The organism is Paenibacillus periandrae, assembly GCF_022458865.1.
Classification (GTDB): Bacteria; Bacillota; Bacilli; order Paenibacillales; family NBRC-103111; genus Paenibacillus_S; species Paenibacillus_S periandrae.
In genome coordinates, this window is record NZ_JAJNMU010000028.1 from 78,742 (window position 1) to 92,726 (window position 13,985).

General features: G+C 46.7%; 15 protein-coding genes. 3 read left to right on the forward strand and 12 right to left on the reverse strand.

Translation table 11 applies throughout. The annotated features are described in order from the left end of the window. Positions 1-51: 51 nt before the first annotated feature. From LRL21_RS36045 to LRL21_RS36060, 4 genes are all read right to left on the reverse strand, one after another. Positions 52-2,079, reverse strand: a complete 2,028-nt coding sequence (locus LRL21_RS36045; protein WP_240420641.1) for a S8 family serine peptidase — start codon at positions 2,077-2,079, stop codon at positions 52-54. 139 nt (positions 2,080-2,218) lie between these two features. After that, on the reverse strand, positions 2,219-2,494 hold the full coding sequence (locus tag LRL21_RS36050) for a DUF2653 family protein (RefSeq protein ID WP_240420677.1): 276 nt from the start codon (positions 2,492-2,494) through the stop codon (positions 2,219-2,221). 30 nt (positions 2,495-2,524) lie between these two features. Then, positions 2,525-2,959 carry a hypothetical protein gene (locus LRL21_RS36055; protein ID WP_240420642.1) on the reverse strand — a complete coding sequence of 145 codons (435 nt, stop codon included), beginning with the start codon at positions 2,957-2,959 and terminating at the stop codon, positions 2,525-2,527. Positions 2,960-3,041: 82 nt separating this feature from the next. Continuing rightward, positions 3,042-3,935 (reverse strand): cation diffusion facilitator family transporter, encoded by an 894-nt coding sequence (locus tag LRL21_RS36060; protein ID WP_240420643.1) that lies wholly within the window; start codon positions 3,933-3,935, stop codon positions 3,042-3,044. A 283-nt stretch (positions 3,936-4,218) separates the two neighbouring features. Between LRL21_RS36060 and LRL21_RS36065 the strand changes: the two genes are divergently transcribed. Further along, positions 4,219-5,196 (forward strand): alpha/beta hydrolase, encoded by a 978-nt coding sequence (locus LRL21_RS36065; RefSeq protein ID WP_240420644.1) that lies wholly within the window; start codon positions 4,219-4,221, stop codon positions 5,194-5,196. Positions 5,197-5,506: 310 nt separating this feature from the next. Here LRL21_RS36065 and LRL21_RS36070 read toward each other — a convergent pair whose 3' ends face one another. Continuing rightward, positions 5,507-6,013 carry a GNAT family N-acetyltransferase gene (locus LRL21_RS36070; RefSeq protein WP_240420645.1) on the reverse strand — a complete coding sequence of 169 codons (507 nt, stop codon included), beginning with the start codon at positions 6,011-6,013 and terminating at the stop codon, positions 5,507-5,509. A 182-nt stretch (positions 6,014-6,195) separates the two neighbouring features. On the opposite strand from LRL21_RS36070, the gene LRL21_RS36075 reads away from it, so the two are divergent. Continuing rightward, positions 6,196-6,816 (forward strand): DedA family protein, encoded by a 621-nt coding sequence (locus LRL21_RS36075; RefSeq protein ID WP_240420646.1) that lies wholly within the window; start codon positions 6,196-6,198, stop codon positions 6,814-6,816. A 39-nt stretch (positions 6,817-6,855) separates the two neighbouring features. Continuing rightward, entirely contained in the window at positions 6,856-8,055 is a 1,200-nt protein-coding gene (locus LRL21_RS36080; protein ID WP_240420647.1) for an MGDG synthase family glycosyltransferase, read from the forward strand. On the opposite strand, the gene LRL21_RS36085 is transcribed toward LRL21_RS36080, so the two are convergent. From LRL21_RS36085 to LRL21_RS36110, 7 genes are all read right to left on the reverse strand, one after another. Further along, positions 8,048-8,347: an SRPBCC family protein gene (locus LRL21_RS36085; RefSeq protein ID WP_240420648.1), complete on the reverse strand. Its 300-nt coding sequence runs from the start codon at positions 8,345-8,347 to the stop codon at positions 8,048-8,050. The two genes, LRL21_RS36080 and LRL21_RS36085, sit on opposite strands and share 8 nt — an antisense overlap. Positions 8,348-8,408: 61 nt before the next feature. Continuing rightward, positions 8,409-8,579, reverse strand: a complete 171-nt coding sequence (locus LRL21_RS47005) for a metalloregulator ArsR/SmtB family transcription factor (protein WP_420832528.1) — start codon at positions 8,577-8,579, stop codon at positions 8,409-8,411. Positions 8,580-8,807: 228 nt separating this feature from the next. Next, positions 8,808-9,596 carry an SDR family oxidoreductase gene (locus LRL21_RS36090; protein ID WP_240420649.1) on the reverse strand — a complete coding sequence of 263 codons (789 nt, stop codon included), beginning with the start codon at positions 9,594-9,596 and terminating at the stop codon, positions 8,808-8,810. A gap of 71 nt (positions 9,597-9,667) precedes the next feature. Further along, on the reverse strand, positions 9,668-10,552 hold the full coding sequence (locus LRL21_RS36095) for a dihydrodipicolinate synthase family protein (protein WP_240420650.1): 885 nt from the start codon (positions 10,550-10,552) through the stop codon (positions 9,668-9,670). A 38-nt stretch (positions 10,553-10,590) separates the two neighbouring features. Next, on the reverse strand, positions 10,591-11,979 hold the full coding sequence (locus tag LRL21_RS36100; protein ID WP_240420651.1) for a dihydroorotase: 1,389 nt from the start codon (positions 11,977-11,979) through the stop codon (positions 10,591-10,593). Positions 11,980-12,009: 30 nt separating this feature from the next. Further along, positions 12,010-12,972, reverse strand: coding sequence for an ABC transporter ATP-binding protein (locus tag LRL21_RS36105; RefSeq protein ID WP_240420652.1), 963 nt, complete (start codon positions 12,970-12,972; stop codon positions 12,010-12,012). Continuing rightward, positions 12,969-13,946, reverse strand: a complete 978-nt coding sequence (locus LRL21_RS36110) for an ABC transporter ATP-binding protein (protein WP_240420653.1) — start codon at positions 13,944-13,946, stop codon at positions 12,969-12,971. The genes LRL21_RS36105 and LRL21_RS36110 overlap by 4 nt, the downstream gene beginning before the upstream one ends. Positions 13,947-13,985 lie beyond the last annotated feature (39 nt).

Sequence of the window (13,985 nt, forward strand, 5' to 3'; positions counted from 1 at the left end):
AAAACACGTTTACCCTGACTTCTTTTTTTGTGAATGAAGTGGCTAATCTCCCTACAATGGCTTAACCACTGCTTCTAATCCATACATTTGATGGTCAAAAGCTATGTTCGCATTCAACTGAATATAATAGAATCCCGGCTGCCAGCGTTGAGACCGCATCATTTCCGTTGATCCAATCCGATTAGCGGCAGAATCGACTTGCTTCAGCTTACCGTTATAGGCGGTCACCGACATCTGAACGTAGTCAGGAATGCCCGTTAGATGCAATTCAACTATGCTTTCCTGCTCGATTTTTATCGAAAACCAGTCCGCATCAAGAGTACTCTCGATAAGCCCCTGGTATGGGGTGTTTTGGTGCATGTGTGTTGCCAAATAAGGCTTATGATTCGGCTTGTTCGGATCTAGCAATTTCGGATTAAACTCGATGAACAGTGTGTACTCACCCGTAATTGAGGTTGGATAACCATCGGCATTACTAACTCGAATGTAATAGTCTCCAGGAAACACTTCTGTAGAGGGGAAATATTCGGTTTCACCTTCCCCGTTCCGGTCGATGATCATGCCTTTTTCGCCTTTCTTCTGGACGAACAGCACCGGGTCCATGCGTGCCGTATCCGTTGATAATTTCATACTCAGCTTACCGGTTTGTGTGACGGGCAAGACGAACCAGTCCTGGTCATTTTTTTTATGAAATGTGCCTGTAAGGGTTTGCGTCCCCGCTGGCAATACGTAAGCCTTATACTGCCGATCGTTATCTGCATAAGGATCTTTATAGATTTCAAATGAAGTCGTTAACAGATAGGACAGCTTTCGTTGTAAAGTACGATCTTTAAGCTGCAGCTGCAAGTAGCTTTTTCCTTTTTTAACAGGCATTTGCACTGTTCCGCCTGGGCTCAGGTCATAGTAGCGCTTTGTTCCGGGTGTATCCGTATGGGAAACAGCTACCACATTGCCACCTTCCATACCCAATTCGAGCTTGACCGTCCCATCATATGGCGCCTCGAACACGAACCAGCTCTGGTCTTTTCCGTCTACAAACGAAGCGTTGACCATTGTACTCACCGAAATCGCTTTCGCCCGCGTCTGGGAGTTATTGGGCTTATACATATCATCCTGATACGGTTGTTCCACGATCCGGTCTGCGCGCAGCAAACCATAACCGGTCGCGGGATTCCAGCCCTTACCATCGATATCCTCCGCTGTCTGACGGACCAGGCTGCGAATCTGATACGGCTTCATCCATGGGTATTTATTCCAGGCTAAGGCGCAAACCGCGGCAACCTGGGCAGCTGCCATTGAAGTACCATCCTTATATTCATAGCTGTCGCCTAAACCTGTAGTAAATACATCCCATGGTGCCACGACGTCAATTTCCGGACCCTTATTGGAAAGCTTGTGCGCCTTCTTGTCCGATGACATCCCGCCAACAGCCAGCACGGTTGGATAAGCAGCCGGATATTTGACGTTATTCCCTTCGTTACCTGCTGCCGCTACGAGCAGAACATTGTGATCTTCTGCATACTGTACAATATCTCTCATAAAGGTTGAGTACTTATTGAGTCCAAGCGACAAGACTACGATTTGTGCCCCATGGTCTACTGCATAACGAATCCCTTCGCCCAGCATGGCTTCGCTTCCGGTCCCATCTCGTTCCAGAGCTTTAATCGGCATCATTTGCGTTTTCCATAAAATACCTGATATTCCCTGATCGTTGTTAGCCACAGCACCGATCACACCCGCAACGTTCGTACCGTGTCCATTGTCGTCACGCGGCGGCTGATTAGGATTGATTAAGTTGATTCCTTTGACCAGATTCGAGCTGAGATCCGGATGGTTTAAATCCACACCTGTATCTACGATCGCTATGAGGATGGATTCATTGGAGGTCGCTGTATCCCATGCTTCATTGATGTGGATTTGTCTCAAATAGGTCTGTTTCTCCACTAAGGGGTCATTCGTAGTTGCCATGATCTGAACCGGTTTGTCTTCCCCCAAAGCATCGTGCAGCCCAAAAACCGGAGACAAACACGCCATGAACAGACTAAGAATAACTACTCTGATTAATGTACTATGTAACATCGTATAAATTCCTTTATTTTCTATTTCTCAGCCGAAAAGATTGAAGTCATTCATATGATAAGGAAAAGGCAGCCCGAATGCAATCATTCGTCTGCCCTTTCTGTGAAAAATTTTAAAACTATTCTCGTAATTTTCAATTCTATATAATGTCTGCAACGATTTCCTCATTCAATTGCAAATGAATCTGCTCACCGATTACTTCAACGTTGTGCTGGGTTAGCATATAACGTTCAATGGCTTCCTTGATGGTGGCTGCGATGATAATATGGCTGCGACCTTCAGAATGCACTTCTGCCGAAAAGCCATAATCCTCATCCCACATCATTTCGACCTCGATCTGGGTCGGCGGCAGCTGCTTCCGTTCGGCCATATGCAGACATATGGCATTAATGATGTCCTGCTCAGATAATCTCATGTTTAAAGGGCCTCGTTCATCCATTGGTTATTAACTACGGTTAGCATCTTCATCAAGCTTACGTTTGTTGCGGAAATGCTGCACAACTTTGACGACACCCACAACCAAAGCCCCGACAGCTAATACGTTGACCAGCAGACCCAATATACTCCCGAGTCCCCCCAAGTCACCTAGTAAGCCACCGAACAGCATGCCAGCCAAACCGCCGATGAGTAAGCCCTTCATCAAACCGCCGTTAAAAAAGCCAGGCTTTGCGGTTGTACCCGGATTTGCAGTCGCGTTAGGTGTTTTGGTAGCTGTGCTTGGATCAGCTTTGTTCGCGCCAGTGTTTTGATTTGGAGATTTGTCCAGATTGATGCTTTTCTTAGGAGCCTTATAAGACTTAGCTGCATCGGCTACGTCTACGGGACTGAACGATAAAGCAATCGTTAACCCCAAAATAATCATTGATAACCTCTTCCACATACCAGTAACCCTCCATCATCATTTTACATATTTTATAACTTATTTTTATAATACGACAATGTCGCTTCATGGTTTCATTTTTTTACTTCTTTTCATACCACGGATTTAAATGCACCAATACCTCCCCCACATCCTGAACTTCATTTTTGATTGCATTCTTGATCAGACTGCTGACATCATGGCCCTCTTGAACTGTTAATTCATTGGGTACGCTGACCCTAATATCCACGATCATGTAATGACCGTGATCCCTTGCCCGAATACGGTCTACCCTCTTGACCTGAGGAATCGATCGAACGATGTTTTCCAATTGTCCCAATTGCTCTGCGGGAACGTTGGCTTCCATTAGAATGCCTATGGATTCCTTGCCCATTTTATAAGCTAATCTCATAACAAAATAGGATACGAGGATGCCGGCAACCGGATCTCCATAATGGCCAAACGACAAGTTGTAATAGCCGCCAATCAAAGCTGCTCCAATACCTGCAACAGCGGCAAGAGAAGCATACACATCCGCAAGGTGGTCGTTTGCTGTGGCAATTAAACTTTTGCTATTCATCGCTCTTCCAAGACGAATACAGTAAGTGTAGAGTCCTTGTTTCCATAGTAAAGAAATGAACGCTGCAATCAGTGTAATCATACTTGCTTCAGCAACTGGCATGAGTATCGCTTCGATTGATTTATATACCATAAAAATAGCAGCAAATGCCAAAATAACGGCAACAAACGCAGACGAAATAACCTCCGCTTTACCGTGACCGTAGGGATGATCATCATCAGCTGGTTTCTTGGAAACCATCGAAGACGTCAGGGCAGCAATGGTGGCCACGACATCACCCGCATTGTGGATTCCGTCAGCTAGAAGCACCTGAGAGTTGAATACATATCCAACAACAATTTTTAATGCAGTCAGAATCAAATTACTAATGAGACTAATCCATAAGGCTAATAGTGCAGATGATTTTTGCGTTGACATTCTTTTTGTAACCCCTTCCCCTCTATTCTAAATAGTGGACGCCGCAAATCAGGGCATAATCATGTTTGTGTACCTGCCAAGTGTTCCCAACGATTATCGTTCCCCTATGTCTCATATTCTGATACATCAAGAAGTGTTTCGGCAGATGATATAGCTACAAGTATTACTTTATTCTCGTCATCCTATCTTTATATGTCTCCTCTTGGTATAATGTTTTCTTATATTAGCGATTATAGGCGATAGGAAACGTCCATCAGGAAGGGAACCTAAGGAGAGTGAGAGGATGAAAGTGAAAAAATGGCGTAAACGATTAGGGAAGTTGGGTATTGGCGGACTGCTGGTTATTCTGGTTCTTCTCGGATCAGGCGTGATATATGAACAGGTGAGTGTCAGACAGGATCTGCAAACTTATACTCCAAGCGGCAAGCTGTACAAAGTGAATGGGCAAAATATGCATGTATTTACCGGGGGTCAAGGGGATGTAACGGTTGTATTCGCTTCCGGTTGGGGGACGGCCAATCCATATGTTGATTTTTATCCGCTGTATGATAAGCTCGCGGCACATGCAAAATTCGCAGTTTACGACCGGTTTGGCTATGGATATAGTGATACAACAGACAAGCAGCGTGACATCGACACTATAACGAACGAAATCCACGAGCTGCTGCAAGTATCTGGCCAAAAGCCGCCCTACCTGTTTGCCGCACATTCGCTCGGATCTCTCGAAACACTCCGATTTGCGCAAAAATACCAGGACGAGGTGAAAGGCATCGTGATGCTGGATAGCGGAAGTCCCGAATATTACTACGATGATACAGAGAATGTGGGAAATGGCGGCTTCATGAATAAACTGCTCATACACACAGGTGTAATTCGGATGCTAATGCACTCTGACAGTGTTATCGAAAGCTCACGTGCTATTCGCAACGGTTTGAAGTTCGTGCCGGATGAACTGAAGGCGATTGATCTGAAAGCCTCATTACTTAAGCTTGAAAATGCCAATATTGACGCCGAGCTGCGCCAATCTCGTGCTAATGCCAAGGTTGTATTAGATCACAAACAGCCCTTCCCTTTCCCTATTACCGTGCTGACTTCGGATTACTTAGGTGTGAGCAATGACGTCTGGAACAAATACGAAGCAGAATTCACTTCCTGGTCCTTGCAGGCGAAGCAATTAGTGATCAAGGATACCGAGCATTATATTCATCAATATCGCCCGGATCTTATTGCAGATGAGATATTGGCCTTGGTCAAGAGGTAAAAAAAAGTCCACAGCAACCTCGTGGTTACAAAGACTTACGCTAAAAAATTCAAATTGTATAATAAAGTTTGTTATCAAAAATTTAATTGTACAAGGAGATCATATTAGCTCGCTATTTGCTGGCTTCGCAGCAATGAGACTGCGCAGGTAGAGAATTTTGCGGAAATCGTAAAAGGCTTGTCATACAAACCGACTTGAAAGACTAATAAGAAGCTAAAATACCCCATGAAACTTTCTTCATGGGGTATAACTGTGACCTGTAGCAATGGTTATTGGATCAAAGTGTTGCTATAGATCATCAAATCACTTTTCAGTCCAACACAATTACTTTTTCCATAATATTATCGTCCATTACAAAACCATTTCCTATATTCGCTACCTGTGTACGTACAGTCCTAAACCCTTTTTTCTCATAAATAGCAATCGTGGCATCATTATAGCGATTTACTGTAAGCCATATTGTACCTAATTTCCGATTATTGCATAGATTCACCAATAGCTCCATAGCCTCACTTGCATAGCCTTTGCCCCGATGTTCTTTCTGTATGTAAAACTTGCTCAGAAATAACTTGTCCTCTTCTTGCTTTATACCCAGGTACCCAACGTTGTGTTCATTCACGTTCATAAAGTAATATTCATAACCCTGATTTGTAATTTGGTTAGTGATTGCCTGAACAGATTGAAATTTCTCAAGCATATAGTCGATTTGCTCATTGGATATGACGGTCACAAAATATTCATTCCAGATCTCTTCTGCCATTTGGGCCAATACCGCGATCGCTTCTTCTGTTTCAACTTTTGTAAAAACGAGTTCCATGAGATTTACCACCCTTTCTCTTTTTTTATTTTACCTTCTTTAATAGATGAGTACAAACCGTGCATATCCAAGACCAAAGTCTAGTACAAAACTAAACCTTAGCCAGTTATGGGTTTTGTTGATTTAAGCTAAGCTAGAATATGTAAGTAAAGTCGCGTCGTGGCCAGTGAGGAGCATAAGAAATGGAATGGTTGGGCAACCTTTTTGGACAATACGGATATTTTGTTTTATTTCTTGGATTATTTGCTGAATCCTTGGCCTTACCTTTTCCTGGCGAGCTAGCAATGGCTGTATCCGGTCACATGAATAATCTCGGGACCTTTAGTATCCCGTTAATCATCCTCTGCTCTTATTTGGGAGCAATAGTCGGTACAACATTCACGTATTATTTAGGTTATAAGCTCGGTACCCCCTTTTTTGAAAAGTACGGAAAGTATTTCTTTCTGAATCAGCAGCGGTTAACCAAGGTAACCAAATGGTTCGACAAATATGGTGACAAGATCATACTTGTTAGCTACTTTATTCCCGGATTGCGACACTTCACAGGCTATGTATCTGGAATTCTTAGAGTTCGGTTGCGCACTTTTTTCCTCTATAACTACATGGGTGGATTCGTCTGGGTGCTGACGTACGTCATGATCGGGAAGTTGTTTGGTCAACAAATCGAACAATGGCTGCATATCATTTCTCAATATTCCGCAGCAGCCGTTAGTGTATTGGCAATTGGATTGGTGTCAATCTTTCTCATCAAACATAATAAAATGGCCATAATGAATTGGATACGAACCAAATCGGTTAAATAAGCTTAGGTTGGAGCAAGGGATCATAGGAAGGGGCTTGAGATGATGGCAAAAAGAGAGAGAATACTCATTCTTACAGGCTCACTGGGGGATGGTCATAATAAAGCGGCTCAGGCGATACTTGAAGCAGCGAAGTTTTATAATCCTGAGGCCGAGGTGAAGGTAGTTGATTTTTTGGAGTGGACCCATCCGTATCTGCATTCAGTAGGCAAGTATTGCTACATCCAGTGGATGAAAAATCTGCCATCCGTATACGGCTATCTATACAGCAAAACTCGTGATGTAAATACATTTTCAAATTGGTTCAAACGGATGAAATCGTTCAGTACGGACAGAATGGTAGAACTTCTTGACGAGATACAACCAACAAAGGTCGTCAGCACATTCCCTGGAGCTGCGGCGGCCATGTCGTATCTGAAATCGAACGGTTTGACAGCAGTCCCAACAGTTACCGTCTTAACGGATTATACCGACCACAGCTACTGGATTCATCCGGGTACAGACCTATATTTGGTTGGTGCCGAGCATGTGAAACAAAAGCTGCGGCGGCACCGCATTCCCGAGCATCGGATTGTGGTGACCGGCATTCCGATCGGGCTGCCGTTTACGCTAACGTATGACCGCCTCATGCTTCGCGATAAACACCATCTGGATCGTAGGATGCCAACCATACTTGTTATGGGAGGCGGGCATGGTCTGATCGGTAAGCAGCTGATGTCCGTTCTGCAGGACCATGAGCTTAGTGCTCCTGTGCAATTTATTTTTGTATGCGGACGCAATGAGAAGCTAAAGCAGTGGCTTGAAGACGAGCTGAAAGGGGCTCTAATTCCACATCGTGTAATCATCACTGGTTTTGTGGATCATGTACATGAGCTTATGGCCTTGTCTGATTTGATCGTAACTAAGCCGGGGGGACTTACCATATCAGAGGCATTAGCGCTAGAGCTGCCCATGATGTTATATAAGCCAATTCGCGGTCAAGAGCAGGATAATGCGGCATACCTTGTCGGGCTTGGGGCTGCAATTGAAGCCAGGAACGCTGCAGAGTTGAAAAGGCAGCTGCTTCAAGTCATACATGATCAGTCTCTCCTATTGAATTTGAAAAGAAATGCACGCCTCAGCCAGTTGAAAGAGGGCGCACTTCATACGCTCACTGCGATACTGGAAACGAAGAGTCCTTACAAGATGGCAAGAGAAAAGGGTCAGCGAACGTGGCAAGGTACTCCGAATTTTTTTATTTGAAACCAAGCCGCTGCATCGGCACAATTTTCTTATACACACCGGCCGAGTATGACTCTGTGCCGCCATGTGTTTCGGGAGCACGCATGCCAAATACATATTTGCTGCCTTCGCGAAAACCAATTACACATCGAGGAGAGGTGTAGTGTGCAGGCCCCCACCATTTCATGACTAGTGTCGGATCTGTCCATGCCTTCCAAACTAACTCTACCGGATAGTCATACTCCCGCCTTTTAAAACAACATCCAGCGTATCTAGACGACTGCTCCAGCGCAGCCTCATTTGATAAAACCACTTTTCAAATTCAACCATAGCTTCAGTGTTTATCCGATATATGCGTTGCTGCGCCTTCTTCTTCATGTGAACCAAGCTTCACGAAGAATTTTTAGATGCTGGGAAATTACCTGTGGGCTGACTTGGAATTGATTGTGAATTTCCGATGCCGGGAACCCATCATGGTCTGCCAACATCTCCAAGATCCTTCGCCGCGTTGGATCAGCCAGAGCTGAGAATATATCTATCGCCATATATCGGTTCGCCCCTCCTTTCCCTACAAGATTTGTACTGTAACGGTCTACCTTGGTGTCTATATTTGATTGATTAAGGAAAAGATGAACAAAAAACCGGACCCGTCGCTTGCGCCAGGTCCGGTTTCAATATGAACTATTTCAATAGTGCATCAAAACCTATTTCGTTACACCCTTGTTACGCAAAGCTGCTAAAAGGTGGTTGACAAGCATGAGGGGGCTCCTGCCCTACAAGCTTTTTACCAAACCGCCATCGATCAGCAGGGTACTGCCGGTCATATAGGATGCCGCCTCTGATGCAAGAAAAGCAACCACTTTACCGAATTCCTCCGGTTCGCCATAACGTCCAAGGGGTATCGCTTTGCGGGATTCCAGTTCTACCTGCTCTACCGAAATGCCTGCTTGCTTCGCTTTGATTTCATCTAAGATTTTTACCCGTTCAGTCGCAATTCGTCCAGGAGCCACGGTATGCACCAATATGTTATAAGCCGCCAGTTCCATGGCTAACGTCTTGGACAACCCGACGACGCCGAGACGGAACGTATTGGACATTAACAGCCCCGGAATCGGTTGCTTGATCGAGGAGGAGGTCAAATTAATAATTTTACCTCTCGTTTGCTTCTTCATATACGGCAATACCTCACGAATCAGACGAACATAGCTCAGCAGACTGAGTTCAAATGACCGCATCCAATCTTCATCTGTAAACTGCTCAAACTTGCCTGCAGGCGGTCCTCCCGCATTATTGATTAAAATATCGATCGTTCCGAAAACGTCCACCGTTTGCTTCACGGCCATAGATAGCAACTCCGGGTTCGTCACATCACATACCACATACTCTACCTTCCCCGTCGAGTGTAAAAGCAATTCGGCCCGGGTACGCTGCAAATCCTCCTCTTTACGCCCTGTGAGCATGACATGAGCACCTTCCTTCGCCAGCTCGAGAGCACATGCTTTACCCAGTCCTTTACTTGAGGCAGCTACCAATGCCGTTTTTCCAGATAAACCCAAATCCATGTTAATCCTCCACTTCCAGTTATGTTTCACTTACTGTTTGGTTGACCCTATCGATATGGCATTTATGTAGATTATGACAGCCCCAGAAAGGCAATCATATCCTGCAGCTCCTGCATCGTTCGCTTGTCTACGGGTGTCCCGGGAAAACGAACATGTGAAGATGCAATGGTCTGGCGCAATTTGAACGTTTCTTTGCGGATCGTCACCCCGCCAATACCGAGCTGTGCTTCAAAACGGATCAATGGCAGGTATCGGTAGAAATATGCACGCGCTTCATCTTGGTTACCGGCTGTAAACAGATCGTACGTTTTTACCAAAATTTCCGGGTATGCGAAGCCGGTCATGATGCCCACAGCACCACGATTCAGCTCTTCATACAGATACATCCCGCCAAGTCCGCCGAAAATACGCAAATCGGTAAGCTCAAGAATACTGGAAATTTTGATTGTGGTTGGTGCTTCTTCAAGCTTTACATACTGAATCAGAGGCAACTTCTCCACAAGCCTGGCTATAAAGGCGGGGCTTAGCCGTACCCCGGTGGTCACCGGCTCATCCTGTAAAACAATCGGAATCGAGATATGTTCAGCAATCATCGCAAAATACCTGATCAGCATATCTTCGTTTCGGAGGTTAACGGGAGGCGCAATCATCACAGCTGCCGCTCCGGCCTGCTCCGCCTTTAGGGCCCATTCAGCAGCCAAATAGCTGCCAGGAGCCGAACAACCGACAATGACGGGAACTCTCGCTTTAGTCTGGTGAAGAACAATGTCAATCACCTGCATTCTTTCGACTTCAGACAGCTTATGCGCTTCTCCCATGATCCCGAGTATGGTCATGCCGTGAACACCACAGTCGATATAAAAATCTGTCAGCTTCCGCAGGCTTTCTTCATCCAGACTCCCGTCTTCATGAAAAGGAGTTACTGTAATGACACAAAGTCCTTTTAATTCACTCATCTGTAGCCCTCCCCATGCTGATGCTTACATAAAACCATCTATCTGGAAACAAAATCAGTTCGTGTCTTTCCCTTCACAGCTGAGCCTGCTACAAATTTTCCAAAACCCGGCTGCTGGACGATCTGCTTACCATCATACACGGTACATCCGCGAATTATCGTATGAATGACTCTCCCTTGCACTTTTTGCCCATGGAAGGGAGTGATCCTGGCTTTGGTCTGAAACTGCCGTTCATCAATTTCCCATTCAGCATAAGGGTCTATAACGGTAAGATCCGCATCATAGCCTGGGGCGATCTTTCCTTTAGCGGCTATCTGGAATAATTGTGCCGGATGATGTGAAAACAGATTCGCAAATTGAACCGGGGTTAGATGCCCTCTCGCCACACCATAATCAAAAATCAGCGAAGCCATAATTTCCAAACCTGGCAGTCCCGGAGCGGCGCTAAATATATTGTCCTTGCCCGCTTCCTTCCTGCTTAGATCCCAAGGAACATGATCGGAAGAAATCAGGTTGAATGCGCCTGCTTGTACATAATTCCACATACGATCAACGTCGATTCGCTCACGAAGAGGAGGATTCATCTTGGCCTTGGGACCCAATCGCTCCAAGTCATTCACATCCATCAACACGTAGGGGTAGCAGGTTTCCGCCGTTACCTGTACGCCCTGCTTTTGAAACCATTGAATAAGCTCCAGGGTACGGGGATGGCTGACATGGACAATATGCAGCTTGGCGCCTGTCCAATACGCAAATTCCATCAATTTCAGCACCTCCACCGATTCGCTGACTGGAGGGCGTGTTTCCATGTGGGCCCGAGGTGCAACAAGCCCCTGGTTTGTATACTCCGCAATGAGGCTTTCGATCAATTCCCCATTCTCGGCATGAAAAGCAATCACCATCCCTACTTCATGCGTGAAGATCATCGCCTTGATCACTTCGTCATCAGGGATACGCGGAAACCGGTAAGGGTCCGCCTCAAAGGTCGATAATTTAAATGCTATGGCCCCAGCTTCAGCCAACGGCTTGATCTGCTCAGCACCACCTTTGGCAATGCTTGCCCATAATGCGACATCGACAAGAGATTCCTTCTCCAGCAATTGAACTTTTGCTTCGAACCGTTCGACATTGGTGATGGGATCAGGCGAGTCGTACGGCATGTCCAGAATGGTCGTAATCCCCCCGACTGCGGCAGCAGCCGTGTTGCTGCGAAACCCTTCCTCCGGGTTCGTATAACAATGCACGTGGGCATCAATCAATCCAGGGAAAACATAAGACCTGCCAAAATCAAGCACCTGCACTCCCTTTAATACGTGTTGAGTTGGACTTATCGTTTGAATCACTCCGTCATTAATGCCAAGCTCGCCTTCCATCACTCCGGTTTCGAGCACAATTCTCCCTCTAACGACAAGATGATAAGCGTCCATCCTCTTCTTCTCCCTCAATTCGATCTTGGTTTAATATAATAGACAAGCGACTCCGTGACCTGGAGAAACCTCCTTCCACTGTGGGGTTACGGTTCGGCACTCCGCTTTGGCTGCGGGGCAGCGTGTATGAAAGGCACAGCCGTCAGGCGGATGCTGCGGGTTCGGTACATCACCGCTCAGGATGATCCGCTCCCTTTTGGCATCCGGGTCAGGGATCGGCAGCGCCGAGATCAACGACTGCGTGTAAGGGTGAAGCGGCCGGTCGTACAACTCCTTAGTAGGCGCCAGCTCTACCAGCTTGCCCAAGTACATCACGCCGACCCGATCACTAATAAATCGGACCACAGACAGATCATGGGAAATAAACAGGTACGTTAATGAGTACTGATCCTGCAGGTCCTCCATCAGATTCAACACCTGAGCTCGTATGGACACGTCAAGCGCAGATACAGGCTCATCGCAAACGATGAATTTAGGTTTAAGCGCCAAGGCACGTGCAATCCCGATCCGTTGGCGCTGACCTCCTGAAAATTCATGGGGAAACCGATCCGCATGAAAGTGAGACAGGCCCACCACTTCCATCAACTCCGCCACCTGCTGGCGAAGCTCCGTATCAGACAGCCTTTCATAAGTCCGGAAAGGCTCCTCCAGCATCCTTTGAACAGTCCACCTCGGATCAAGAGAAGCATAGGGATCCTGAAAGACGATTTGCATTTTCGTCCGAAAATTGCGCATCTGCACCGGAGATAGCTTGCGAATGTCCACACCCTCAAATACAATCTCTCCATCGGTCGGCTCGATAAGCCGCAGGATGGAGCGACCAGTTGTTGATTTACCACAGCCGGACTCCCCAACAATTGCCAGCGTCTCCCCGGTCTGTATGCTCAAAGATATACCGTCAACCGCTTTAACTACTCCTGACTGTTTACCGAAGAACCCCTTGCGAACCTGATAATGCTTTTTCAGGTTGCGTATTTCAAGTAAGGTGCTCATGGTTTTCCCCCCTGGTACAGAATGCAGCGGCATTTATGGTCTTGTTCTAGCTGAATCAAGTCCGGCTTTATTTGAACACACGCTTCCGTTCGGTAGCTGCAGCGTGGAGCAAAGCGGCAGCCCTCGGGCATTTCCCCCAGGTTGGGCACACTGCCCACTATAGGGTCCAGCCTTTTTCGCTCACCGGCGAGCTGCGGCAGGGAAGCCAGCAGCCCTTTCGTATAAGGGTGGCGTGGATGCTTGAACAGCGTTCGCACCTCCGCTTCCTCCACCACTTGTCCGGCATACATGACGACAACACGCTGACAGGATTCAGCCACCACACCCAAGTCATGGGTGATCAGCATAATCGCCGTCCCCTGCTCCTTCTGGAGATCACGCATCAAATCCAATATTTGCGCCTGGATGGTCACGTCAAGCGCTGTTGTAGGCTCATCGGCAATGAGTACCTCGGGATTACAGGCCATTGCTATTGCAATCATCACCCGCTGGCGCATCCCTCCCGACAGCTGATGGGGATATTCCTGCGCAATACGCTCAGGACGGGGGATACCCACCTTGGTCAGCATGTCAACGGCCTGGCTCCATGCTTCTTTCCTGCTGATGCTCAGATGAAAGCGGAGAGCCTCCGCAATTTGCGAGCCGATTTTAAATACGGGATTTAACGACGTCATGGGATCCTGAAAAATCATTGCAATTCGATTACCACGGACCTGCCGCATCTCTCGGGATGACAGTGTGAGCAGGCTTTTACCATGAAATCGGACGTCCCCTCCCGCTATGCGGCCTTGTCCTTTGGGAAGCAGACCCATAATCGACATGGAAGTGACGCTTTTGCCGCAGCCTGATTCGCCAACCACACCCAGGGTTTCACCCTTGCGCAAAACGAAATCCACTCCGTCAACCACCCGTACCGAACCGCTACGGGTTAGAAATTCCGTCTTAAGACCCTCTACTTCAAGCAGAACGCTCATTTCATTACCTCCTCATACCGTCTTCTCAGTTGAAATGAA

What these genes read in the sequence shown, in the direction of transcription:
- LRL21_RS36045 (WP_240420641.1), bottom strand. Translation starts at nt 2,079, where the DNA reads ATGTTACATAGTACATTAATCAGAGTAGTTATTCTTAGTCTGTTCATG.
- LRL21_RS36050 (WP_240420677.1), bottom strand. Translation starts at nt 2,494, where the DNA reads ATGAGATTATCTGAGCAGGACATCATTAATGCCATATGTCTGCATATG.
- LRL21_RS36055 (WP_240420642.1), bottom strand. Translation starts at nt 2,959, where the DNA reads ATGTGGAAGAGGTTATCAATGATTATTTTGGGGTTAACGATTGCTTTA.
- LRL21_RS36060 (WP_240420643.1), bottom strand. Translation starts at nt 3,935, where the DNA reads ATGTCAACGCAAAAATCATCTGCACTATTAGCCTTATGGATTAGTCTC.
- LRL21_RS36065 (WP_240420644.1), top strand. Translation starts at nt 4,219, where the DNA reads ATGAAAGTGAAAAAATGGCGTAAACGATTAGGGAAGTTGGGTATTGGC.
- LRL21_RS36070 (WP_240420645.1), bottom strand. Translation starts at nt 6,013, where the DNA reads ATGGAACTCGTTTTTACAAAAGTTGAAACAGAAGAAGCGATCGCGGTA.
- LRL21_RS36075 (WP_240420646.1), top strand. Translation starts at nt 6,196, where the DNA reads ATGGAATGGTTGGGCAACCTTTTTGGACAATACGGATATTTTGTTTTA.
- LRL21_RS36080 (WP_240420647.1), top strand. Translation starts at nt 6,856, where the DNA reads ATGATGGCAAAAAGAGAGAGAATACTCATTCTTACAGGCTCACTGGGG.
- LRL21_RS47005 (WP_420832528.1), bottom strand. Translation starts at nt 8,579, where the DNA reads ATGGCGATAGATATATTCTCAGCTCTGGCTGATCCAACGCGGCGAAGG.
- LRL21_RS36090 (WP_240420649.1), bottom strand. Translation starts at nt 9,596, where the DNA reads ATGGATTTGGGTTTATCTGGAAAAACGGCATTGGTAGCTGCCTCAAGT.
- LRL21_RS36095 (WP_240420650.1), bottom strand. Translation starts at nt 10,552, where the DNA reads ATGAGTGAATTAAAAGGACTTTGTGTCATTACAGTAACTCCTTTTCAT.
- LRL21_RS36100 (WP_240420651.1), bottom strand. Translation starts at nt 11,979, where the DNA reads ATGGACGCTTATCATCTTGTCGTTAGAGGGAGAATTGTGCTCGAAACC.
- LRL21_RS36105 (WP_240420652.1), bottom strand. Translation starts at nt 12,972, where the DNA reads ATGAGCACCTTACTTGAAATACGCAACCTGAAAAAGCATTATCAGGTT.
- LRL21_RS36110 (WP_240420653.1), bottom strand. Translation starts at nt 13,946, where the DNA reads ATGAGCGTTCTGCTTGAAGTAGAGGGTCTTAAGACGGAATTTCTAACC.